This is a genomic window from Nannocystis sp. (assembly GCF_016714285.1).
Classification (GTDB): Bacteria; Myxococcota_A; Polyangia; order Nannocystales; family Nannocystaceae; genus Nannocystis.
In genome coordinates, this window is sequence record NZ_JADJNN010000031.1 from 34,861 (window position 1) to 58,344 (window position 23,484).

Sequence of the window (23,484 nt, forward strand, 5' to 3'; positions counted from 1 at the left end):
TCGCCGCGTTCCCCCGACGCCATCCGTACGCGGCAACCTTGCGCCGCGCGCGCACAGCGTGGTATGGCTGCGTTTTATGCGTCGAGATTGGTACGCACTGCTCCTCGGCCTGACGCTCGTCGGGGTCTGTGCGGGCCTCCTGACCGCGCTGATGCGCGAGTATCTGACCCCCAGCGTGGTCAACGACGCGGCGCCCGACACGGCGGCCGGGCGGGCGCCCCTGACCGGGCGCCTCGTCATCTTCCTCGTCGACTCCCTCCGCCACGACGTCGCCTTCGACCCGGCCCTGTTCCCGCGCCTCAACGCGGTGAAGCAGGGCGGCGCGTGGGGCCTCGGCCGCTCCGGCGTCATGACGATGACCGGCATCTCGACGCACATCATCGGCACCAGCGTGAGCCCCGGCATCGCCGACATGGTGCGCAACTTCAACATGCCCGCGGTGGAGTTCAACACCGTCTTCGACAACGTCAAGCGCCGCGGCGGTCGCATCGCGCTGGTCGGCGATGTCGCCTGGTCGCAGCAGTTCGCCGACCGCCTCGACTACGCGTACAGCCTGTCGACCACCGACCCGCGCCTGCCCGGCCTCGATAACCTCGACGTCAGCGACGACCGCTTCCTCGTCCGCCTCGACCCCTCGCTGGTCGCGCCGGAGCTGGCCGAGGCGTTTCACACCCGCAAGCGCCAGCTCGCCGCGGCGGCGGGCAGCGACCCGATGGCCCGCAGCGACCTCGCCGAGGAGTACCCGGGGGGCCGCGAGCGGCCGCTGCTGCCCAACGACGAGTGGGACCTGCTCGTCGTCCACCTGGTCGGCCTCGACATCGCGGCGCACCGCCACGGCGTGAACCACCCGGCCTTCCGCGCCAAGGCGCAGCGGGTCGACGCCGCCTTCGCGGGGCTGCTCGCGCGGCTGACCCCGGACACCACCGTGCTGTTCATGGCCGACCACGGCTGCACCGAGAACGGCCGCCACGGCTCGGGCGACGACATCGCCCGCGCGACGCCGATCGTCATGCTCGGCCCGGGCGTCCGCCCCGGCGTCCAGCTCGAGGTCAGCCTCTACGACTACGCCCCGACGATCGCCGCCCCGCTCGGCCTCCCGCCCTCACCAGCCTTCGAGGGCCGCGTGATCACCGAGGCCCTCGCCGTCGACGACAGAGCCCGGGCCGACATCGCCGTGTCGGCGCTCGAGAACCGCATCCGCTACCTCGAGCTGTGGCGCGAGCGCTTCGCACGCTCGCTCGACCTGCCAGTCGCCGAGGCCCGCGCGCTGCGGGCCGACCTGCGCGCCGGCTCCGTCCCGCCCGCCGAGATCACAGCCCGCGCCTGGGCCAGCATCACCGCCGTCAACGCGGTCGCCCAGGACGCCGCCGAGGACGGCACCGGGCTGGTGCACTGGTGGATCGCCCTCGGCCTCGCCGCGCTCTTGCTGGTGATCGCGGTGGCCCGGGCCGAACGCGGCCTCCCGCCGCTCGCCGCGATCGTGTGCGCCGGCCTGGTCGTGTGCGGCATCGGTGGGGCCGTCGTCGCGGAGTACAGCCGCGCCCTGGCGATGGTCGGCCTGGGCCTCGCCCTCGTCGGCCTGACCGCGATGACCCCGCGGGCCCGCATCCGACGCATCCACGCGATCATCCTCACCGCGCTCGCGCTGCAGCTCGCCGGCGCGGTGACCCTGACCCTCTACGACCGCCCCATGCTGTTCGCGCTGCGCGATGTGGTCGGCGCCACGCCAGGCACCGTGCTGCTCATGGGCGCCTTCTGGACCCTGCAGGCGACCCTGCTGGTCTACGCCTGGCGGACGCGAGAGCGCTGGCTGACCGCCGCCGAGCGCCACCCCGTCCTGCTCGGCGCGGCCTTCCTCGCGGTGTTTGCCTCGCTCGACGGCAAGTCCCAGGTGATGCGCTACCAGCTCATCGCCATCGCCTTCGTCGTGTTTGCCTACCTCGATCGCCGACGTCAGCCCGGCGAGGGCCCGGGCGGCGCCGGGACCCTCACCCTCGCGCTCGTCGTGCTCGGCGTCCTGTTCGCGTGGGTCGTCACCGGTGACCACCGATTCTTCGGCGCCGATGTCCGCAACTTCAACGTCCCGGCGCTGACCCTGCTAAACCTGGGCCTCGCCGCCACGCTGCTGTGGCGCCACCGGGTCTGGCGCGAGCTGAAGGACTGGAGCTCCCTCGGCCTCGGCGCGCTGTTCCTCGGCGCCCCCTTCCTCCTGCGCGTGGTCGACAGCGACGCGCTGTTCCAGGCGCTGTTCTTCGCCCACGTCGCGTTGCTGACCGGGCTCGCCCTGATCCGCCTGCCGCCCGCGCGACGCCTCGCGCTCGCGCAGCTGGCGGCCGTCTCACTCACCCTCCTGATGTGCAGCGACCGCGAGCTGCAGGTCACCCTGATCCTCGGCGTGATCGCCACGATGGCCTTCGTGTTCGACAGCCATCGCTGGCGCGGCGAGTCATGGGCGACCTGCCTGGCGCTCGCGGTGGCGATCTTCGCGTTCCGCCTGGTCAACCTCTCGGTCTACGAGCAGTGGCTGAGCTTCGCCAGCATCGAGGTCACCACCGGCTTCCTCGGCAACCGCTCCGCCACCCTCGTCTATTCGGCGGTCGTCATCTTCCTCAAGTTCATGCTGCCCTTCCTGCTGGTGATCAGCCTGGCCTTCCGCCGGCTGACCCGCGTGGGCCAGGAGCGGGTCACGCTGATCGTCCTGTTCATGCTGACGGCGCGGCTGCTGTACGCCTCGCTGCTGTTCCTGCAGCACCGCCACACCCCGAACGCCCTCTACGACATCGTCCCCGAGCTGACCTTCTACGCGACCTTCCTGGTCAGCTATATCCTCAGCACCGCGATCTGGTGGTCGATCCACGGCCGCGAGGACAGCCTCGCGGCGAGCACCTGAGGCGAGCACCGATCAGCGCCCGCTTCGCGGATCGCCGGGCTCCTCGACCAGGATCTCGGCGAGCGGCTTGCGGGCGAGCTCCGGGACCTCGCAGTCCGCGGCAGGATAGCCCACCGGCAGCAACACGAACGCCCGCTCGTTGGCGGGCCTACCGAGGAGCTCGGCCAGGAAGCCCATCGGGCTCGGCGTGTGCGTGAGCGTGGCGAGACCCGCGTGGTGCAGCGCGGCGATCAGGAGCCCGAGGGCGATGCCGCAGCTCTCCTGCACGTAGTAGTGCTTGCGCCGGGCGCCGTCCGGGCCGACGCCGTAGTCTTGGCGGAAGACGACGATGAGCGCCGGCGCGGTCTCGAGGAAGGGTTTGTGCCAGTCCGTACCGAGGGGGGCCAGGGCGGCGCGCCACTCGTCGCTCATGCGATGCTCGTAGGTCTCGCGCTCCTCGGCCTCGGCGGCCGCCCGGATCTGCCGCTTGAGCTCCGGGTCCGTGACCAGCACGAAGGTCCACGGCTGCATGTGGGCGCCGCTCGGCGCGGTGCCGGCTGCCTGGATCGCCGCGCGAACCACGTCGAGAGGCACCGCGTCGGCGGCGAAGTTACGGACACTGCGACGCCGATCCATCGTCGCAAGAAAGGCGGCCGCGCGGGCCCGCATGGTCGACTCGTCGATGCGTTCAAAGGCGAGGGGGATCGTTGCGATCGAATGCGACACGCGGCCGACGATACTGCGATCGGGCCACCAAAACCAAGCCACAACGGCCCGCGTGACGCCCACCCGCGGTCGTGTTGTACTGCGCCGCATCATGCAGCCGATCACGACGATCCTCGCGCTCTGCGTCACCCTCGCCGCCTGCCGCTCCACCACCAACCCAGCCGGCCCCGCCGCCGCGAGCCAGCCGCCCGCACCGACGGGCCTCGACGCCGCGCTCGCCGGCCAGCTCGGCGCCGATCCATACGGCATGCGCCCCTACGTGCTCGCCTTCCTCAAGTCCGGCCCGACCAGGCCCGCCTCCCCCGAGCAGGCCGCCGAGCTCCAGCGGGCGCACATGGCCAACATTCGCCGCATGGCCGACGCCGGCAAGCTGGTGCTCGCCGGCCCCTTCCTCGACGACGGCGAGCTGCGCGGTATCTACGTCTTCGCCGTCGCCACCCTCGACGAGGCGCGCGCCCTCACCGACAGCGACCCCGCGATCAAGGCCGGCACCCTCGTGATGGAGCTGCACCCCTGGTACGGCTCCGCGGCCCTCATGCAGGTGACCCAGATCCACCGCACGATCGCCGCCCAGAACCCCTGAACTGGCCAGGACGCGGCCCAGGACCCGGCCAGGACCCGACCCGGACGTGACCCGGACCCGGCCTGGATCCCGGACCCGCCCCTGACCCGGGTATGCACATTATCGGTACGGGTCCCACGCTGATATCCTCGCAAGATGGTCCCGCCCGGAGAGGTCACCCCGCTCTCGCCTGGCCGCACCATCGGCGCGATGCTCCTCATCGTCCTCGCCACCGTGCTCGGCCGGCTCGCGGCGATGCTCGCCGTCGGCCTCGCCCTCGGACGCATCGATCTCGGCGCGCTCGACGAGACGACCGGACGCGCCGACGGCCTGCTCTTCAGCGTCGGGATCCTCGGCGCCGCCGCGACCGGGGGCGCGACGATGTGGGCGATCCTTCGCCGCCACGAACCCTCGCGCTACCTGGCCCTCGCGCGACCCCGCGGCCTCGCCCTCGCCGTGCTCACCAGCCTCGCCCTCGTGGCCCTGTTCGACGCGGCGCGCTGGTTCACCACCGGCGCGCTCATGCCGGCCGTCTGGGCCCAGACCTACGCCAGCGCCGGGTCGCTGCCGCTGCTGCTGCTGGCCCTCGTCGTCGTCGCCCCGATCTTCGAGGAGACCCTGTTTCGCGGCTTCCTGTTCCGTGGCCTCGCCGCCTCGCGCCTCGGACCCGCGGGGACGATCGCCGTCACCTCGCTGCTCTTCACCCTGGCCCACGGCCCCGAGGACCTGCTCGACGCGCTCGACCCGCTCGCCGCGGCGATCCTCCTCGGCATCATCCGCCACCGCAGCGGCTCGATCACCGCCGGCATCCTCGTCCACGCGCTCGGCAACCTGCAGGCGATCGTGATGGTCGGCCTCATGTCCGCGAGCTAGCCAGGCGCAGCCCGCCAGCTCCGGCGATCCGCGAGCACCAGCACGGCCGCGAACACGCACAGCGAGGCCGTGTACACCACCAGCGGCGTGGTATCGGGCATCGCCAGGTTCGGGTTGCTGAGGTGCGCCCCCATGTGCAGCACGATCGCTATCACCAGACTCCCGCGCGTATGGTTGTAGACCCACCCGAACATCACGCTGCCCGCGAGGAGGTACACCATCGACATCGCAAACACCCCGGGCGTCCCGCCCGCGATCAGGAACATCGGGATGTGCCACAGCCCCCAGGCCACGCCGAGCAGCAGGCTGCCCGCGAGCGCCCCGTGCCGCTGTTGCAGGCGCGGCTGCGCCAGCCCGCGCCACCCGACCTCCTCCCCGATCGGGAACACGATCAGCGCCGCGATCCGCTCGCCGTCCGTCGGTGGATAGAACCACGGACCAACGACGCCCACAAGCGACGCCAAGGCCATCCCGGCCGCCAGGAGCACCGCCGGCAACGCCAGCGCCACGACGTACCACAGCGGACCCACCCGCCAGACCCCCGGCTGTCCGAGCAGCGCCCGCACGCCCGCCCCGCCGGCCCTGCGCCGCGAAACCAGCAGCGCCGCGAGCAGCGGCCCGAACGCGCCGAGCCCCACGAGCGGCATGAAGCGATCGATCGGTCCCGTCAGCACGCCTTGCACAACCAGCACGGCCGGCAGCTGCAACGACCACGTGATGCCGAACGCCAGCGCGAAGAAGCGAAGGGTCCCGCGATCCGTGTCGGTGCTCGGCGCTGTCGTCACTCGCAACCCAGCACACCCGATCCCCGCGCCCGCGTCAACGGGTCCCTGGCGCGGGACCTGGCCCGATCCAGCCCGGTGGCGGTCAGGCCCGGCCTGGCGGCTCAGCGCGCCCCCGGCCGCGCCCCATCAAGGTCCGTGATCGTCGCCAGCGAGGCCCCCCGCGTCGCCTGCAGCCGCCGCGCCGTCGCCTCGGCCGCCCGCAGCGCCCGCAGCAGGTTCTTCCCCGCCAGCTTCTCCAGCTCCGCGTCGCTCCACCCGCGGCGCACCAGCTCGGCGAACAAATGTGGGTACTTCGAGACGTCCTCGAGCCCGACCGGCGCGCTCGACATTCCGTCGAAGTCGCCGCCGATCCCCACGTGGTCGACCCCCGCGACCCGGCGCACCTGCTCGATGTGGTCCGCCACCTCGGCCAGGGTCGCCGACGGTCGCGGACGCGCCGCGAGCTCGGCCGTCCGTCGCCGCCGCTCCGCCGGATCCTGACCCTCGCGATCTCCGCCTGCGCCAGCTTGCGCGCCGCCCGGTCCTCGGCCGCCGCCCGCGACACGTACGCCGGCAGGAAGGTCACCATCACCACCCCGCCGTTGCCCGTCACCCGCCGCAGCACGTCGTCCGGCACGTTGCGCGGCACGTCCGTCAGCGCCCGCGCCGACGAGTGCGAGAAGATCACCGGCGCCTCGCTCACCCGCAGCGCGTCGTCCATCGTCTCCGGCGACACGTGCGACAGGTCGACCAGCATCCCCAGCCAGTTCATCTCGCGCACCACCGCCTCCCCGAAGGCCGTCAGCCCCCCGTGCTGCGGCGGCGACGCGGCGCAGTCGGCCCACGAAGTGTGCACATTGTGGGTCAGCGTCATGTAGCGCACCCCGAGCGCGTGGTAGCTGCGCAGCAGCGCCAGCGAGTCCGCGATCACGTGCCCGCCCTCGGCCCCCAACAAGGACGCCACCTTCCCGCCCGCGAAGGCCCGCTCGAGCTCGTCGGCGCTGACCACCAGCTCGAGCGCCTCCGGATAGCGGGCCACCATGCGCCGCGCCAGATCGATCTGCTCGAGCTGCACCCGCACCGCCTCGGCCGGCGCCCGATCTCCCGGCACATACACCGACCAGAACTGGGCCCCGACCTGCCCCGCGCGCAGCCGCGGCAGGTCGGTGTGCCCCGCGGTGCGCCCGCGCAGGTCGTAGGCCGCCACGTCTCCGGGCGCTGCCTTGAACTCGCGGATCGTCCACGCCAGATCGTTGTGCCCGTCGATCAGCGGCACCCGCGACAGCAGCGCCCGCGCCCGCATCAGCGCCGGATCCTCGCTCATCGGCGCCAGCCAGGTCGCCAGCGAGATCAGGACCGCGACGAGCACGCCCCAGGCTACGCCGTCCGCCCCGCCGGCTCAACCCACGCGACCAGCCCCGATCACCGGCGAGCACCGCCCTTTGCTATGGTCGCGCCAGGCACCATGTCGATCCTCCGCTCGCTGTCCCTCCTCGCCGTCCTCCTCCTCCCCGCCTGCGACCCGGCCAAGCCCGGCGCCCCCGCGGTGCACGAGACCAAGACCAACGTCACCGGCGATCACGCCGGCCTCGCCACCTGCCTCGAGACCTGTCAGAGCCCGAAGGACAGCAAGACCGACCGCGCCACCTGCCGCCTCAACTGTCACACCAGCTTCAAGGTCACCCCGACCCCCGCCGACGACCCCGCCCTCCACGCCATCGCGATCTGCATGGGCCAGTGCCGCAGCCAGCCCGGTGACCCCGCCGCCGCGACCGCGTGCTGCAACGACTGCCGCACGCGCGAGGGCGGCCCCACCCCGCCAGCCGCCGACGTGCTCAACATCCTCGACAGCTGCGTCGCCGACTGCCACGCCGACACCAAGCTCGACGCCGACGGCCGCGCGACCTGCCGCCTCAATTGCACGCAGTCGGCGAAGCACCCCGCGCCGCAGTGATCCCACCTCGCAGGCGACCCCGCCGCTTCGCCACCTCGCACGCAATCGCCTCCGAAGCAGTCGGCGAGGCCCCCGGCGCCGCAGTGATCGGAACCTGCACCTCGCGCAGCGATCGCGGCATCAACGGCCCCTCACCCATGCGCTCGATCGCCAGCGCCCCCGCGGCCAGCCCCGCGATCGTCGTGTAACACGGGATCCTCGCCGCCAGCGCCGCCCCGCGCAGCCCGCTCGCCGCCCGCCCCGCCGCCAGCGCCAGCGTCACCCCGCCCAGCCCCGCCGCCGGATCGATCGCCACCACCTCCGCGCCGAGCCCCCGCAGCGCAGCGCAGGTCCCCGCCACCGCCGACACCGCGAAGCCCAGCGCCCGCAGCCGCGCCGCCACCGGCACCAGCAGCCCCGCGTCCTCCTCGTCGCACGCCAGCGCCACCGCGCCACCCAGCGGCAGCCGCACCCCCGCGCCCAGCAGCGCCTTCGCGTACGCCTCGGCGAAGCTCACCCCGCTGCCCATCGTCTCGCCGGTCGACTTCATCTCGGGCCCCAGCAACGAGTCTGCCCCCGGGAACTTGTGAAACGGCAGCACCGCCTCCTTCACGCTCGTCATCCCCGGCGTCGGCGCCTCGGTCAGCCCCAGCGAGCGCAGGCTCGCCCCCGCGATCACCCGCGCCGCCAGCCCCGCGAGCGGCAGCCCGGTCGCCTTGGCCACGAAGGGCACCGTCCGCGCCGCCCGCGGGTTCACCTCGAGCACGTAGATATCGTCCCCGACCACCGCGAACTGCACATTCATCAATCCCACCACCCCGAGCGCCCGCGCCAGCGCGACCGTCTGGCGCCGCAGCTCCGCCTGCAGCGCCGCCGACAGCGAGTGCGGCGGCAGGGCGCAGGCCGAGTCGCCCGAGTGCACCCCCGCGTGCTCGATGTGCTCCATCACCCCGGCCACGATCACGTCCACGCCGTCGGCCAGCGCGTCGACATCCACCTCGATCGCCCGCCGCAGATATCGATCCAGAAGCACCGGCTGCTCCTCGGCCACCGCGAACGCTTCAACGAGGAACCGCTCGAGCTCCGCCTCGCTGCGGGCGATCTCCATCGCCCGCCCGCCCAGCACATACGACGGCCGGACCACCAGCGGGAAGCCCAATTCCTTGCCCTTGATCACTGCCTCGGCCAGCGTCATCGCCGTCGCATTCTCCGGCTGACGCAGCCCCAGGCGCTGCAGCAGCCCCTTGAAGCGCGCCCGGTCCTCGGCCAGATCGATCGCGTCCGGCGAGGTCCCGAGGATCCGCACCCCCGCCGCCGCCAGCCCGCGCGCCAGCTTCAGCGGCGTCTGCCCGCCGAGCTGCACGATCACCCCGAGCGGCCGCTCGACCGCCACGATCGCCAGCACCGCCTCGAGCGTGAGCGGCTCGAAGTACAGCCGATCGGCGGTGTCATAATCCGTCGACACCGTCTCCGGGTTACAATTCACCATGATCGTCTCGAAGCCCGCCGCCCGCAGGGCCAGCGCCGCGTGCACGCAGCAATAGTCGAACTCGATCCCTTGACCGATACGATTGGGCCCGGCCCCCAAGATCATCACCTTGTCGCGCCCCGTCGGCCGCGCCTCGCAGGCCTCCTCGTAGCTCGAGTACAGATACGGCGTTTCCGACGCGAACTCGGCCGCGCAGGTGTCGACCCGCAGGAACACCGGCGTCACCCCCAGCGCCTCCCGCCGCGCCCGCAGCTCCGCCTCGCCCGCACCGATCAGCTGCGCGATCCGCCGATCCGCGAAGCCCATCCGCTTCAGCGCCCGCAGCGTCGCAGCGTCCAGCGCCCCGATCTCCGCCCCCCGCAATTCCTCCTCCGTCGCCACCAGCTCCGCGATCTGATCGACAAACCACGGGTCGACCCGCGTCAGCGCCTGCACTCGCTCCGGCGTGAAGCCCCGGCGAAGCGCCTCGGCCAAATACAGCAGCCGGTCCGGCCCCGCGTGGCTCAGCGCCTCGCACAGCGCCTCCTCGGCCAGCGCCGGCCGCGGCGACTCGAGCCCGCAGATCCCGCTCTCGAGCCCGCACAGCGCCTTCTGCAGCGCCTCCTGGAAGCTGCGCCCGATCGCCATCACCTCGCCGACCGACTTCATCTGGGTGCCCAGCCGCGTCTCCGCCCCCTTGAATTTTTCAAACGCGAAGCGCGGCAGCTTGACCACCACATAGTCGATCGCCGGCTCGAACGACGCCGGCGTCACCCGCGTGATCTCGTTGTCCAGCTCGTCGAGCGTGTAACCCACCGCCAGGCGCGCGGCGACCTTGGCGATCGGGAAGCCGGTCGCCTTCGACGCCAGCGCCGAGCTCCGCGACACCCGCGGGTTCATCTCGATCACCACCATCCGCCCGCTCGCCGGGTCGACCGCGAATTGCACGTTCGCCCCGCCCGTGTCGACCCCGACCTCGCGGATCACCGCGAACGACGCGTCGCGCATGCGCTGATACTCGCGGTCCGTCAGCGTCAGCGCCGGCGCCACCGTGATCGAGTCCCCCGTGTGCACGCCCATCGGATCGAGGTTCTCGATCGCGCACACGATGATGCAGTTGTCCGCCCGGTCGCGGACCACCTCCATCTCGAACTCCTTCCACCCGAGCACCGACTGCTCGACCAGGATCTGCCCGATCGGGCTCGCCGCCAGGCCCCGCGCCGCGATCGCGGCCAGCTGCGCGGCGTCCCGGGCGATCCCCCCACCCGTGCCCCCGAGCGTGAACGACGGCCGCACGATCGCCGGGAATCCCACCACCTCCGCCGCCCGCAGCGCCGCCGCGACGTCGGTACAAAACACCGCGCGCGGCATCTCCAGCCCGATCTTCGCCATCGCCTGCGCGAACAGCCCGCGGTCCTCCGCCTTCTCGATCGCCGCCACGCTGGCCCCGATCAGCGCCACACCATACTGCGCCAGCACCCCGCGCCGCCCCAGCTCGAGCGCGCAGTTGAGCGCCGTCTGCCCGCCCATCGTCGGCAGCAGCGCATCGGGCCGCTCGCGCGCGATCACCCGGCTCACGCTCTCCCACTCGACCGGCTCGATGTACACCACGTCGGCCGTGTCCGGGTCGGTCATGATCGTCGCAGGGTTCGAGTTGACCAGGATCACCCGGTACCCCTCGGCCCGCAGCGCCCGGCACGCCTGCACCCCCGAATAGTCGAACTCGCAGGCCTGCCCGATCACGATCGGCCCGGCCCCGAGCAGCAGGATGGTCTTCAGGTCGTCACGCCGCGGCATATCTACCTACTCTCGGTTGCGCTGATAAGCCGCCGCGTCACGCGCGAAGCGGGCGAACAGCGGCACCACGTCGCGCGGCCCCGGGCTCGCCTCCGGGTGGCCCTGAAACGAGAACACCGGCCGCGACGTATGCTCCACCCCCTGCAGCGTGCCGTCGAACAGCGACACGTGGGTGACCCGCAGGCTCGCCGGCAGGCTCGCCGCGTCGACCGCGAAGCCGTGGTTCTGACTCGTGATCAGCACCCGCCCGCTCGCCAGCTCGCGCACCGGGTGGTTGGCCCCGTGGTGCCCGAATTTCAGCTTCACCGTCCGCGCCCCCAGCGCCAGGCACAAGAGTTGATGCCCGAGGCAGATCCCGAACACCGGCAGCCCCGCCGCCACCAGCGCCGCGATCGCCGCCTGCGCGTACAGCACCGGCGCCGGGTCACCTGGCCCATTGGCCAGGAACACCCCGTCCGGACCCAGCGCCAGCACCTGCGCCGCCGTCGTCGTCGCCGGCACCAGCGTCACCCGGCAGCCGTGCGCCACCAGCAGGCGCAGGATGTCGCGCTTGACCCCGAAGTCGTACGCCACCACGTGCGGCGCCCCGGCGTGCGGCGCCGCGTCTGCGAACCCATCGACCTGTCCCAGCGACCAGGTGCACACATTGTCCCGACTGACCTCGCGGGCCAGGTCCGCCCCGCCGAGCCCCGGGAAGGCCCGCGCCGCCGCCACGCACGCCGCCTCGTCCAGCGCCGCGCTCCCGCCCGCCACGCAGCCGGCCTGAGCCCCGCGCTCGCGCAGCAGGTGGGTCAGGCGGCGGGTGTCGACCTCCGCGATCGCCACCACCCCGGCCCGCTCGAGGTACGCCCCGAGCGGCTCGCGCGAGCGCCACGACGACGCCACCCGCGACAGGCCGCGCAGCACCAGCCCGGCCAGCTGCGGCCCGCTCGCCTGCTCGTCCTCCGCGTTGGTCCCGACGACCCCGACGTGGGCCGCCGTCAGCGTCACGATCTGGCGGTGGTAGCTCGGGTCGCTGACGATCTCCTGGTAGCCCGTCATCGCCGTGTTGAACACGACCTCGCCGCAGGCCCGCCCGGTCGCCCCGACCGCGACCCCGCGAAAGATCGACCCGTCGGCCAGAGCCAGCAGACCCGGAGTGCCGTGGAGGTGGCGCACGCGGCCGCCTCGTAGCGCGTCTCGCCGCCGAAAGATAGCGGCACCCGCCGCGTCGCCGCCACGTGGTCGCCTGTCCGGCCCCCGCCTCGCGGCCCCGCGTGAGCTCGATCGCTCCGCGCCCGCGCCACCGCCTGCGCTTTCGCGGCGAGCCGCCGCCCCGCCTGTAGTAAGGGGGACGCGTGCGTCACTTCCTCTCCACCCTCGACTACTCGCGCGCCGAGCTCGAGGCCCTGCTCGCCGCCGCGAGGGCCCTCAAGGCCGGGCCGCACGCCCAGAGCCTCGCCGGCAAGTCGATCGCCCTGCTGTTCTTCAACCCCTCGCTGCGCACCCGCACCAGCTTCGAGCTCGGCATGCATCAGCTCGGCGGCAAGGCGATCGTGCTCGAGCCCGGCAAGGGCGCCTGGCCGATCGAGTTCGACGACAACGTCGTCATGGACGGCGAGCCCGAGGAGCACGTGCGGGAGGTCGCGCGGGTCCTCTCGCGCTACGTCGACGCGATCGCCGTGCGCGCCTTCCCCAAGTTTCAGCGCTGGGACATCGACCGCGAAGATCGGGTCATCACCGCCTTCGCCCGCCACGCCACCGTCCCCGTCATCAACATGGAGACGATCACCCACCCCTGTCAGGAGCTCGCGCTCGCCCTGACCATGCAGGAGAAGCTCGGCCGCCTCGATGGCAAGAAGTTCCTCCTCACCTGGACCTACCACCCGCGCCCGCTCAACACCGCCGTCGCCAACTCGGCCCTGATCCTCGCCGCCAAGATGGGCATGGACGTCACGCTCCTGTGCCCGACCCCCGAGTACCGCCTCGACGACCGCTACATGGACGCCGCCGCCAAGCTCAGCGCCGACCAGGGCCGCACCCTCACCGTCAGCCACGACATCGCCAGCGCCTACCGCGGCGCCGACATGGTCTACGCCAAGAGCTGGGGCGCCCTGCCCTACTTCGGCCGCTGGGACCAGGAGCAGCCGATCCGCGAGCAGCACCGTCACTTCATGGTCGACCGCGAGAAGCTGGAGCTCACCCCGGACGCCCTGTTTAGCCACTGCCTCCCGGTCCGCCGCAACGTCAAGGTCAGCGACTGGGTCCTCGACTCCCCGCGGGCGATCCACATCGACGAGGCCGAGAACCGCCTGCACGTCCAGAAGGCCCTCCTCCACGCCCTCCTGAGCGGCCTCCCGACTGGCCTCCCGACTGGCGCCCTGTAGATCGGAGCACCCGATGAGCACCCGCAAGCCCCCCGTCGTCCTCGCCTTCTCCGGCGGCCTCGACACCTCGTTCTGCGTCCCCTACCTGCGCGAGCGCGGCCACGACGTCATCACGCTCTTCGTCGACACCGGCGGCGTCGACCCGGCCGAGCGCGCCTACATCGAGGCCCGCGCCCGCGAGCTCGGGGCCGTCGAGCACGTCACCCACGACGGCGCCCAGGCGATCTGGGACAGCGTCGTCGTCCCGCTGGTGATCGGCGGCCAGCTCTACCAGGACGTCTACCCGCTGCTCGTCTCGGATCGCTACATCATCGTCGAGCAGTCGCTCGCCCTCGCCGACGCCCGCGGCACCCGCCTGTTCGCCCACGGCTGCACCGGCATGGGCAACGACCAGGTCCGCTTCGACCAGACCGTCCGCTCGCTCGGCGACTACGACATCCTCGCCCCGATCCGCGACATCCAGGCCGAGCACGCCCCCGTGCGCGCGTACGAGGCCGCGTTCCTGCAGGCCCGCGGCTTCCCGGTGCGCGCCAAGACGGCCCGCTACAGCATCAACGTCAACCTCCTCGGCGTCACCGCCTCCGGCTCGGAGATCGACGAGTTCGAGGCCCCCGGCGACGAGACCTGGCAGCTGTGCGCCCACCCCTCCACCTGGCCGCGCGAGCCGCTGCGCCTCACCCTCGACTTCGAGCACGGCGAGGCCGTCCGCCTCGACGGTGAGGCCCTCCCCGGCCCAGAGATCCTCCGCCGCCTCAACACCATGCTCGGCGCCCACGGCGTCGGCCGCGGCATCTACACCGGCGACACCACGATCGGCCTCAAGGGCCGCATCGTCTTCGAGGCCCCCGGCATCATCGGCCTCATGACCGCCCACCGCGCGCTCGAGGAGGCGATCCTCACCAGCCACCAGAACAGCTTCAAGCCCCAGGTCGCCCGCAAGTGGGTCGACCTCGTCTACCGCGGCTTCTTCTTCGAGCCGCTCAAGCGCGACCTCGAGGCCTTCCTGCGCGCCAGCCAGCGCGTCGTCCACGGCAGCGTCACCCTCGAGACCCACGGCGGCGCCGTCCTCCCCGTCGCCGTCCGCTCGCCCCACATCCTGCGCAACAAGCACGCCGTCTACGCCCAGTCCGCCGACTGGAGCGCCACCGAAGCCGAGGGCTTCATCCGCCTCCACGGCATGAGCTCCACCCTCTCGGCCCGCGTCAACCCGGTGCGACCTGTCCCGAAGGACAGCTGACGACGAGCCCCATGACCGAGCTCGCCCGCACCCTCGCCCACCTCGATCGTCTGGTCGGCTTCGACACCCGCAACCCCCCGCGCGCCATCGACGACGCCGGCATCTTCGCCTACCTCCGCGCCATGCTCGCGGCCTGCGGCCTGCACTGCGAGCTGCACGACCTCGGCGACGGCTGCCTCTACCTGCTCGCCACCCGCGGCGAGCCGCAGCTGCTGCTCAACGTCCACGTCGACACCGTCCCCGCCGACCCCGCGTGGACCGGCGACCCCCTGCGCCTCGCCGTCAACGACGACCGCGCCGTCGGCCTCGGCGCCTGCGACATCAAGGGCGCCGCCGCCTGCCTGCTCACCGCCCTCGCCGACACCCGCGGCCCCGCGGCCCTGCTGTTCTCGTCCGACGAGGAGGCCGGCAGCAGCCGCTGCGTCCGCACCTTCCTCGCCCACCACCGCTTCGCCGAGGTCGTCGTCGCCGAGCCCACCCGCTGCGCCGCCGTGCTCGAGCACCGCGGCATCGGCACGGCCACGATCGACTTCACCGGCACCGGCGGCCACGCCTCGGCCGCGCGCGCCCTCCACGACAGCGCCGTGCACGAGGCGGTGCGCTGGTCCAGCCGCGCCCTCGATCCGCGAGCGCCCACGTCGATCGCGGCGACGGACCGCTCCGCGGCCTGCGTCTCAACCTCGGCAGCATCGAGGGCGGCCAGAAGGCTAACATGATCGCCGCCACCGCCCGCGTGCGCTTCGGCCTGCGCCCGCCGCCCGAGCTCCCGCCGAAGGCCGCCCTCGCCGAGCTCGCCGCCCTCGCCGACCCCGCCCGCAGCCGCTTCACCCCCGGCTTCCTCGCCCCGCCCCTGCCCGCCAGCGGCCCCACCAAGCTCAGCGAGTCGCGCACAAAGTCCCGCGCCCTCGCCGATCGCCTCGGCCTCGCGATCGGCCCCGCCGTCGACTTCTGGACCGAGGCCGCCCTGTTCTCCGCCGCCGGCGCCACCGCCCTCGTCTACGGCCCCGGCGACATCGCCCAGGCCCACAGCGCCGGCGAGTGGGTCGCCCTCGCCGACCTCATCCACGCCACCGCCGACTACCGGCGGATCCTCGCGCAGTAGTGCCGTAGGTAGAAGGACCCCGCCGTGCTCTCGACCCGCGAGCTCATCGTCAAGCTGCTCAGTAACTTCGGCGGCCGCAAGGAGGTCGACCAGTACCTCAAGCAGTTCGCGAAGGTCGAGCAGAAGCGCTTCGCCGTCATCAAGGTCGGCGGCCGCCTCCTCGCCGACGAGCTCGAGGCCCTCGCCACCTCGCTCAACTTCCTGCATCAAGTCGGCCTCACCCCGGTCGTCGTCCACGGCGCCGGCCCGCAGATCGCCGCCGGCCTCGCCGAGGCCGAGCTCGACCCCGCAGACTGGGCCCAGCGCAGCTCCCCCCGCGCGCTCGAGGTCGTGCGCCGCGTGTTTCGCCGCGAGAACCTGCGCCTGGTCGACACGCTCGAGGAGATGGGCGCCCGCGGTCGACCGATCGTCGGCGGCGTCTTCGAGGCCGAGCTCGACGGCAGCAGCGCCCACCTCACGCGCGTCCACACCGACGCGATCGAGTCGAGCATCCGCGCCGGCTACATGCCGGTGCTCGCCAGCCTCGGCGAGACCGCCGGCGGACAGATCGTCGACCTCGGCCCCGACCTCGCCGTCTCGGCCCTCGCCCGCCTCCTGCAGCCCTACAAGATCGTCCTCCTGCGCGCCGCGGGCGGCCTCTGCGACGAGTTCGGCGACCTCATCAGCGCCATCAACCTCGCCGAGGACTACGAGCCCATGCTCGCCGAGCCCGGCCTCGCCCCCGCCACCCGCCACAAGCTGGAGCTCAGCCACGCCCTGCTCGAGGATCTCCCGCGCAGCTCCTCGGTCTCGATCACCTCGCCCGATCTCTTGGCCCGCGAGCTGTTCACCCACAAGGGCTCCGGCACCCTGGTCCGCCGCGGCGAACGCATCGTCCTCCACCCGGACCTCAGCACCGTCGATCGCCCGCGCCTCGCCGAGCTGCTCACCGCCGCCTTCGGTCGCCCACCCGTCGCCGACTACTTCGAGCGCAAGCAGTTCTGGCGGATCTACCTCGCCGACTCCTACCGCGCCGGCGCGGTGCTCACCCACGACGGCCCGGTCCCCTACCTCGACAAGTTCGCCGTCACCAGCGAGGCCCAGGGCGAGGGCATCGGCGGCTCGCTGTGGCAGCGCCTCGCCCGCGACGTCCCGCGCCTCTACTGGCGCGCCCGCATCGACAACCCGATCAACCCCTGGTACTTCCAGCGCGCCGACGGCAGCTACAGCCGCGGGCCCTGGACCGTCTTCTGGAGCGGCCTCACCGACTTCCCGGCGATCCAGGACTGCATCGAGCGCGCCCTCGCCGAGGCGCCCACGCTGGGGCCGGCGCACTCGCTCGGAGGCGCTGAATGATCGCCCTGCGCTTGCACTTCACTGGGCTCGTCCGACCGCTTGCTGGGCTCGTCCGACGACCGCGGGGCGAGGCTGCCCGGGCCGGGGAGCGGGGGCCAGCGGACAGCGGGTCCCTGCGACGCGGGTCCTCCCGGAGCACGTGCTCGCCGCCCCATCTGTCCCGAAAGACAGACTCATTTCACCGACCCTGTCACTCCTCATCGGACGGACGAGGGGGCGCCTGCGCGCGAGCCCCGGGTCCTCCCGCTGCTTCCCGTGTCCACCGGCCCCTGCTCCCCGGACGAACATCGTCGGCGCCCCGCTCATGGCGATGCAGCAGGCTGCCGCGCGTCCCAACGATCACGATCACGACACCGCAGGTCTCCGGCCACGCGACAAGGAGCACGCTGCGACCCGCGGGGCGATGCATCGGGCTGCCGCGCGTCGCAACGATCACGATCACGACACCGCAGGCCTCCGGCCACGCGACAGCAACCGAGCTGCGACCAGCGGGGCGCCCATGACCGCCAGTGTCGGCCTCGTCGGCGCCCGCGGCCACGTCGGCGCCGAGCTCGTCCGCCTGCTCGCCGGCCACCCGCAGCTGCGCCTGGCCCACGCCGCCTCGCGCCAGGATCTCGGCCGCCCGCTGCCTGGATCCGACATTGTCCTCGAGGACATGTCCCCGGAGACAGTCGCTAGCTGGCCCGTCGACGTCGTCATCCTCGCCCTCCCGAACGGCCACGCCCCCGCCTACGCCGCGACCCTCCCGCGCCCGATCGTCATCGACCTCTCCGCCGACCACCGCTTCGACCCCGCGTGGGTCTACGGCCTGCCCGAGCGCAACCGGGCCCGCATCGCCGGCGCGCGGCGGATCGCCAACCCTGGCTGCTACGCCACCGGCATCCAGCTCGGCCTCGGCCCCGCGCTCCCGCTGCTCGCCGGACCACCGATGGTCTTCGGCGTGTCCGGCTACAGCGGCGCCGGCACCACCCCCTCGCCGCGCAACGACCCCGCCCGCCTCCGCGACAACCTCCTCCCCTACGCCCTCACCGGCCACCTCCACGAGCGCGAGGCCAGCCATCAGCTCCGCCGCCCGCTGCACTTTGTCCCCCACGTCGCCGCGTGGTTTCGCGGCATCAGCCTGACCATCACCGTCCCGCTCATCCGCCCGATCAGCGCCGCCGATCTGTTCGCCCGCTACCGCGACGCCTACGCCGACGAGCCGCTGGTCCACGTCGGCGCGGCCATCCCCGAGGTCCAGGCCGCCGCCGGCCGCCACGACCTCGCGATCGGCGGCTTCGCCGTCGACGACCGCCACGCCGTCCTCGTCGTCACCCTCGACAACCTCCTCAAGGGCGCCGCCAGCCAGGCGCTGCAGAACATCAACCTCGCCCTCGGCCTGCCCGAGCGCCTCGGAGTCCCGCATGACCCGCCCCTCTCGTCCGCTGTGGGATAAGGGCCAGGCCGCCCTCGACGTCGCCGCCCAGCGCTTCTGCGCCGGCGACGACGTGCTCCTCGACCGCGCCCTGCTCCCGCACGACCTCCGCGCCTCGCGGGCCCACGTCGCCGGCCTCGCCCGCATCGGCGTCCTCAGCGACCACGAGTCCGCCCAGCTGATCGCCGGCCTCGACGAGCTCGCGGACCTCGTCGCCCGCGGCGCGTTCATCCTCGACGACCGCTTCGAGGACGGCCACTCCGCGATCGAGCACTTCCTCGGCGAGCGCCTCGGCGACATCGGCCGCAAGGTCCACACCGGCCGCAGCCGCAACGACCAGGTCCTGGTCGCGATGCGCCTCTACCTCCGCGATCAGCTCGCCGCCCTCGCCGACCGCTGCCTCGACCTCGCCGCCGCCTGCCTCGCCCGCGCCGACGCCACCACCGAACTGGCCATGCCGGGCTACACCCACCTGCAGCGCGCCGTCCCGACCTCCTTCGCCGCCCTGCTCGCCGGCCACGCCGAGGCCCAGCTCGACGACGTCGAGGTCGCCCGCGCCGCCGCCCGCAGCCTCGACGCCTGCCCGCTCGGCACCGCCGCCGGCCACGGCGTCAACCTCCCGCTCGACCGCGACGGCGTCGCCCGCGAGCTCGGCTTCTCGCGCGTCCAGGTCTCGCCAGTCAACGCCCAGAACAGCCGCGGCAAGCACGAGCTGCTCGCCGTCCAGGCCCTGCATCAAGCGCTGCTCGACCTGCGCCGCCTCGCCTGGGACCTCTCGCTGTTCGCCACCGCCGAGTTCGGCTTCGTGCGCCTGCCCGACGCCTACACCACCGGCTCGTCGATCATGCCCAACAAGCGCAACCCCGACGTCGTCGAGCTGCTGCGCGCATTGCCGGCCCTCGCCGAGGGCGCCATGGTCGAGCTCTCCGCCCTGCTCTCGCTCCCCAGCGGCTACCACCGCGACCTCCAGGCCAGCAAGGCCCCGACCCTGCGGGCCTTCGAGCGCGGCCTCGCCGGCCTCGCCCTCGCCCCCGCCCTCGTCGCCAGCCTCGAGCTCGACCCGGCCCGCATGCGCGCCGCCATCGACCCCGCCCTCCACGCCACCGACCGCGCCATCGAGCTCGCCACCGCCGGCATCCCCTTCCGCGACGCCTACCAGCAAGTCGCCGCCGAACTGCACAGCAGCCTCACAGGCCGCAGCCCCGAGCACAGCCTGCACGCCCGCGTCAGCCTCGGCGGCGCCGGCAACCTCGGCCTCGATCGCCTCCACGCCCGCCTGCAAGCCCTGCGCGGCGATTGATAGTACATGCCCGCCGAGCCCGAGCGGCGTCAGATCCTCGGTCAGGCGTCGCTGAGCGCGGCAGACCAGGCCCGCCTGAAGCCTGGCCCGTTCTTCATTTCCCGCTTGCTCGCTTGCCTCTTCCTCGGGGTTTCGCATCAAGGATGACAACACTCTCTCGGAGTTGAGGCTTCTCTCCTGCGAGCGCCTCCCAACGGTTCCAGTGTTGGCCGGATGTTCTCAAATAGCGAAGCACGCCCACCTCGCGCAGAAACCAGCCTGATCGCATTCCAATCTCAGCCAGGATGAGATCCACCGGGATCTCAACGCCGGCATAAGCTGACGTCGACACGACCAACCACAGGCTTGCATCGGGCTTCGCAAGACGCCGAAGCGACAATAGAACTTGGGTCATGTCCTCAAAATAAGCCTGGACCATCAACGGAATTCGCTGTGACCAGAGTTCCTTGCTGACGGATCTTAACTTCTCGATCCGGGATCTATACAGGGTGCCGAAATCGTCCAGCGTGGGTTTCGGCCACTCGACTTGAACATGTGAGCGAAGCGTCCGGAGACGAACGACTCGTAGCGCCTCGTTCGAGTCCACAAACTTGCCTAGAAAGAGCTCAGGCCGATAGACATCAGAGTAGTCAAACGAGTTGAGGTAGGGAGGTGAGGTTACGCAGACGTCGAACGGCTCAAAATCCTGCGACAGTCGTTGACGACAGTCTCCGCGTACGATCCTGCTCCCGTCAGCCGACGCCGTGTTTTTCAGATCCTCAGCGATGACAGCAACGCGATTGCGGAGAGCCTCGACCACGTCTTTGCCACCAAACTTCAAGCCTTCCCAATCTTTGCGATAACGAAGGCACTTGCCATCTCGGACAGCATTGCATGCATCCATCGCAGCGCCCAAGAGACTCAAACGGAGAAGAGAACGAACATTTGGCGGCTCGTCCTCACTCGCATGCCATCCCGCCTCAAACGAGCGTAACACACTGCGATTAAATAGCCACTTGTCTGCCCCCCCCCCGCTTGAGAAGGTTGAGTAGCTCTCTAATGGGCTTGGAACGCCCGCGGACATCTTCCGAATCACACGATCAGTGCCACGCGCGAAAAGATATGGCTTGGTTTGCACCAGCTTGGTCCGCGAGACAAACGCCAGAAATGGGTTGACCTCTAGCCCAACACCCCGATGCCCGAGAGATGCAGCAGCCAATGGTACCGTCCCGCTTCCACAGAACGGATCAACGACGACCATTTTCTCGGGGTCGGATGCTCGCTAATGGCACGCTCGACCAGCTTCGGCGAGAACCCTCCTTGATGACGTACCATCGATGGCGTGCAGCAGTGGTGGAATGCGTTCCGTTAGAACAGCCGCTATCTTAAGGTCGAACGTCTCGTTGATGAATTCAAACATCGCAAACCGGCTCTAGGAAAAGACGTACCGGCTCTTCAAAATCGTCACGAAGCTGGTGGTAGGCCGGATCGTAACTGATTTCTTCGTTGAGGTAGTGAAAACCTTGGGTGCGCTTAATCGACTTGTCGTTGGGCTTTGTACCACGGCGGCGACCATCGTAGACGACGAGATAGCCACGGGTGCGGTGCTTGGGTGCCCTAGCCTTGTTGGCGTCGAGGTACTCCGCCAGTTGCTTCGCCCCGTCGCGCGCGCGGACCGCTGAGTACTCGGTCGAAACAGCTCCGTCGGAGTGAACGGATTTTCCAAGCCACTTGATCTCGATAAGCGCGAGCCGATTCGTGTGCATGAACGTGACCTTGATGTCGACCGGGTGCGTTTCATCCACGATCTGTTCCGGACGAGGCTCTGTACCTCGAAGTGAGGAGACCAGAAACTGAGTCAAGGACTTGCGCATGTAGATCTCAGGCTTCTCTCGGAAGAAAAGCCGCTTCGAATCATGCCACGCACGCGCGAGAATCTCACAAACCGAATGGCGGGCCAAAACCGCGCGGTAATGTTCCAGCGCTTCCCTAAGCTTGCTAAAGGTGGGAATTGCGAAGACGCTTAGGCACCCCTCGTACCACTTTTCTACGACGCGGACTTCGTTCTTTGCGTAGAAGCGCTCCATTGCGTTGTCGTACTCGTAGACGATTGCGGTCGCAGCAAGTTCGGCAATGGGTGTCATTAGATGTTGTTTCCAGAGCAACATCTCTCCATTGTCGAGAAGTTGCAGAATGGCAGGTCCGACAAGATCTTGCGCCAAATTCTCCATGCGTCTGACGCGCATGGCACCGGCAACAGGAAGTGGACGTGATGTGTCATCAAGCGTCTTGAAGACCAAGAACCGCTCACTCTGAGTCTCGGGTGGCACCTGATCGTAAATACGGTGTAGGCTCTTCAACAGTTGTTTCAAAACCTGGACTCCTTGAGATCCATGTTGTTGAAGGATCATCGTGGCGTAGAGTTGAGCCACGATATTTTGCATTGCTTCGCGGTCGTGCATCAACCAACCTCCGAAGGGACGACTTCACGACGCGGCAGTCGGCTGAGGTATGACAGCCATGTTACCGCCGGTATCATGAGTTCTTTGACCTGAACTCCGATCGCCTCACTCAGCGCACCAAACTGGTCGTAGAGAGTTTGCAGATCTGAATCCTCAAGGAGTGCACGCGTCGTCGCCAATTGCGCAGCGCGATCAAGTGCGGACTCGCGCGAGAGTGCGTCGCGTAAGACGCCGACGGGCAGTGCGAGGACGCTGTCACAGGCGCCAGTAAGGTATGCCTCTCTCCAGGCATTCTGTGATAACCCTTGCTGAATCCCGTATTCCTGCTTTCCGATCTCGCTAAGCGTGAGCAGGTCGTCCGTCACAGAGAGCATCCCCGAGGCTTCCAACTGCTCGATTGAAGCATCAAGGGCCGGGCTAAGCGGGGATCCATTTGCTGTTCCGGCGAAGAGGTATCCCCAGTCGGCGACCGGTTTTCCATCGTAAAGTGACAACACGCATGCAAGGTAGGCAAACAGATGCACCTCCGGTTGCCTGACGCCCTCGAGCGGCTCAGTCAAATGGGAGACCAGCGAGAGAGTGTCGTAAACTGCCTCGGTACTGAAGATCATGCGGAGCGCTTCTTTCCGCTGTCCAAGCAGCGTTCGATGGCATCATAAGCTTCTCGGAAAAGAACTTCCTGCTCGGACTGCACTTTTGAAAGTTCGGCCCAACTGGTCATACGTTCCAGGACCATTTTTGACCGTCCAAGTTTTTTTGCAAGGGAGATGAGAAGTCTGGAAGTGTTGATGTTGGCTGTCATGATCATGGGAAACCCGCGACTCGCAAACATCGCCAGCATGTCGCCAGCTCGGTTCTCGTACGCGATGTCAAGAGAGCCTTCCGGCGTATCAATAAAGAGCGTAGCCTTATCCTCCGCGGCAGACATGTACTGCGCGAGCGCCATACGAAGAGCAATGTCGACGAAAAAACGCTGACTCTCCGACAATTGATGGAAACTGCGCCGGGCACTTCCTTTTATATCTACAATGAGGGCGATGCTGGGATTGTTTTGTGTCGCTTCCATCCGGATATCGAATCCAAGACCGAGAAATTGAAACGCGAGATCCCGGAAGAGAGGAACAAACGCGACCTCGGCGGCCTTGTACCGTAAGGCCAGAACGTCCTGCAATCTGCGCAGTTCGCGTCGCTTTTCATCTCTCTTCTGGTACGCCTCCCGTTTGCGTGCGAGGAAATCATCCATCTGAGCTCGGTAATTCGCCATCATATCAGCAAGGCTGTTTGGCTCCGAGCCAAC

The 23,484-nt window shown here is 70.0% G+C and carries 16 protein-coding genes and 3 pseudogenes; 10 read left to right on the plus strand and 9 right to left on the minus strand.

What is annotated here, in order from left to right; translation table 11 throughout:
• The first annotated feature begins 76 nt into the window (after positions 1-76).
• Positions 77-2,890: an alkaline phosphatase family protein gene (locus IPJ59_RS31745; protein ID WP_293274893.1), complete on the plus strand. Its 2,814-nt coding sequence runs from the start codon at positions 77-79 to the stop codon at positions 2,888-2,890.
• A gap of 12 nt (positions 2,891-2,902) precedes the next feature.
• On the opposite strand, the gene IPJ59_RS31750 is transcribed toward IPJ59_RS31745, so the two are convergent.
• On the minus strand, positions 2,903-3,538 hold the full coding sequence (locus tag IPJ59_RS31750; RefSeq protein ID WP_366524737.1) for a nitroreductase family protein: 636 nt from the start codon (positions 3,536-3,538) through the stop codon (positions 2,903-2,905).
• 148 nt (positions 3,539-3,686) lie between these two features.
• Between IPJ59_RS31750 and IPJ59_RS31755 the strand changes: the two genes are divergently transcribed.
• Positions 3,687-4,178, plus strand: a complete 492-nt coding sequence (locus IPJ59_RS31755; protein WP_293251771.1) for a YciI family protein — start codon at positions 3,687-3,689, stop codon at positions 4,176-4,178.
• 135 nt (positions 4,179-4,313) lie between these two features.
• Complete coding sequence (locus IPJ59_RS31760) at positions 4,314-5,030, plus strand: CPBP family intramembrane glutamic endopeptidase (RefSeq protein WP_293274895.1); 717 nt, start codon at positions 4,314-4,316, stop codon at positions 5,028-5,030.
• Here the strand turns inward: IPJ59_RS31760 and IPJ59_RS31765 are convergent.
• Positions 5,027-5,815, minus strand: a complete 789-nt coding sequence (locus IPJ59_RS31765; protein WP_293274897.1) for a CPBP family intramembrane glutamic endopeptidase — start codon at positions 5,813-5,815, stop codon at positions 5,027-5,029. The two genes, IPJ59_RS31760 and IPJ59_RS31765, sit on opposite strands and share 4 nt — an antisense overlap.
• A gap of 101 nt (positions 5,816-5,916) precedes the next feature.
• Positions 5,917-7,118: pseudogene (locus IPJ59_RS31770) on the minus strand (dipeptidase).
• 141 nt (positions 7,119-7,259) lie between these two features.
• Between IPJ59_RS31770 and IPJ59_RS31775 the strand changes: the two are divergent.
• The gene (locus IPJ59_RS31775; protein ID WP_293274899.1) at positions 7,260-7,748 is read left to right on the plus strand and encodes a hypothetical protein; all 489 of its coding nucleotides are present in this window, start codon (positions 7,260-7,262) and stop codon (positions 7,746-7,748) included.
• Here IPJ59_RS31775 and carB read toward each other — a convergent pair.
• Both carB and carA read right to left on the minus strand, forming a co-directional pair.
• Positions 7,708-10,992 carry a carbamoyl-phosphate synthase large subunit gene (gene carB / locus IPJ59_RS31780; RefSeq protein WP_293274901.1) on the minus strand — a complete coding sequence of 1,095 codons (3,285 nt, stop codon included), beginning with the start codon at positions 10,990-10,992 and terminating at the stop codon, positions 7,708-7,710. The two genes, IPJ59_RS31775 and carB, sit on opposite strands and share 41 nt — an antisense overlap.
• A gap of 6 nt (positions 10,993-10,998) precedes the next feature.
• A complete protein-coding gene (gene carA, locus IPJ59_RS31785) occupies positions 10,999-12,150 on the minus strand; it encodes a glutamine-hydrolyzing carbamoyl-phosphate synthase small subunit (protein ID WP_293251758.1) in 1,152 nt (383 codons plus the stop codon).
• 179 nt (positions 12,151-12,329) lie between these two features.
• On the opposite strand from carA, the gene IPJ59_RS31790 reads away from it, so the two are divergent.
• The 6 genes and pseudogenes from IPJ59_RS31790 (at position 12,330) to argH (ending at position 19,746) form a co-directional block, all read left to right on the plus strand.
• The gene (locus IPJ59_RS31790) at positions 12,330-13,358 is read left to right on the plus strand and encodes an N-acetylornithine carbamoyltransferase (RefSeq protein WP_293274902.1); all 1,029 of its coding nucleotides are present in this window, start codon (positions 12,330-12,332) and stop codon (positions 13,356-13,358) included.
• A 13-nt stretch (positions 13,359-13,371) separates the two neighbouring features.
• Positions 13,372-14,595, plus strand: a complete 1,224-nt coding sequence (locus IPJ59_RS31795) for an argininosuccinate synthase (protein ID WP_293274904.1) — start codon at positions 13,372-13,374, stop codon at positions 14,593-14,595.
• Positions 14,596-14,606: 11 nt separating this feature from the next.
• Positions 14,607-15,697 (plus strand): annotated as a pseudogene (locus IPJ59_RS38355) (acetylornithine deacetylase).
• A gap of 24 nt (positions 15,698-15,721) precedes the next feature.
• Positions 15,722-17,032, plus strand: a complete 1,311-nt coding sequence (locus IPJ59_RS31810; RefSeq protein ID WP_293274908.1) for an acetylglutamate kinase — start codon at positions 15,722-15,724, stop codon at positions 17,030-17,032.
• 499 nt (positions 17,033-17,531) lie between these two features.
• Positions 17,532-18,467 (plus strand): N-acetyl-gamma-glutamyl-phosphate reductase, encoded by a 936-nt coding sequence (gene argC, locus IPJ59_RS31815; RefSeq protein WP_293274910.1) that lies wholly within the window; start codon positions 17,532-17,534, stop codon positions 18,465-18,467.
• Positions 18,436-19,746 carry an argininosuccinate lyase gene (argH, locus tag IPJ59_RS31820; RefSeq protein WP_293274912.1) on the plus strand — a complete coding sequence of 437 codons (1,311 nt, stop codon included), beginning with the start codon at positions 18,436-18,438 and terminating at the stop codon, positions 19,744-19,746. The genes argC and argH overlap by 32 nt, the downstream gene beginning before the upstream one ends.
• A 94-nt stretch (positions 19,747-19,840) precedes the next feature.
• On the opposite strand, the gene IPJ59_RS31825 is transcribed toward argH, so the two are convergent.
• The 4 genes and pseudogenes from IPJ59_RS31825 to IPJ59_RS31840 form a co-directional block, all read right to left on the minus strand.
• The gene (locus IPJ59_RS31825; RefSeq protein ID WP_293274914.1) at positions 19,841-20,722 is read right to left on the minus strand and encodes a hypothetical protein; all 882 of its coding nucleotides are present in this window, start codon (positions 20,720-20,722) and stop codon (positions 19,841-19,843) included.
• Positions 20,723-21,137: 415 nt separating this feature from the next.
• Positions 21,138-22,187 carry a hypothetical protein gene (locus tag IPJ59_RS31830; RefSeq protein ID WP_293274915.1) on the minus strand — a complete coding sequence of 350 codons (1,050 nt, stop codon included), beginning with the start codon at positions 22,185-22,187 and terminating at the stop codon, positions 21,138-21,140.
• The gene (locus IPJ59_RS31835) at positions 22,187-22,798 is read right to left on the minus strand and encodes a hypothetical protein (RefSeq protein WP_293274916.1); all 612 of its coding nucleotides are present in this window, start codon (positions 22,796-22,798) and stop codon (positions 22,187-22,189) included. The genes IPJ59_RS31830 and IPJ59_RS31835 overlap by 1 nt, the downstream gene beginning before the upstream one ends.
• Positions 22,795-23,484: pseudogene (locus IPJ59_RS31840) on the minus strand (hypothetical protein); the annotation flags it as partial. The pseudogene IPJ59_RS31840 and the gene IPJ59_RS31835, both read right to left, overlap by 4 nt.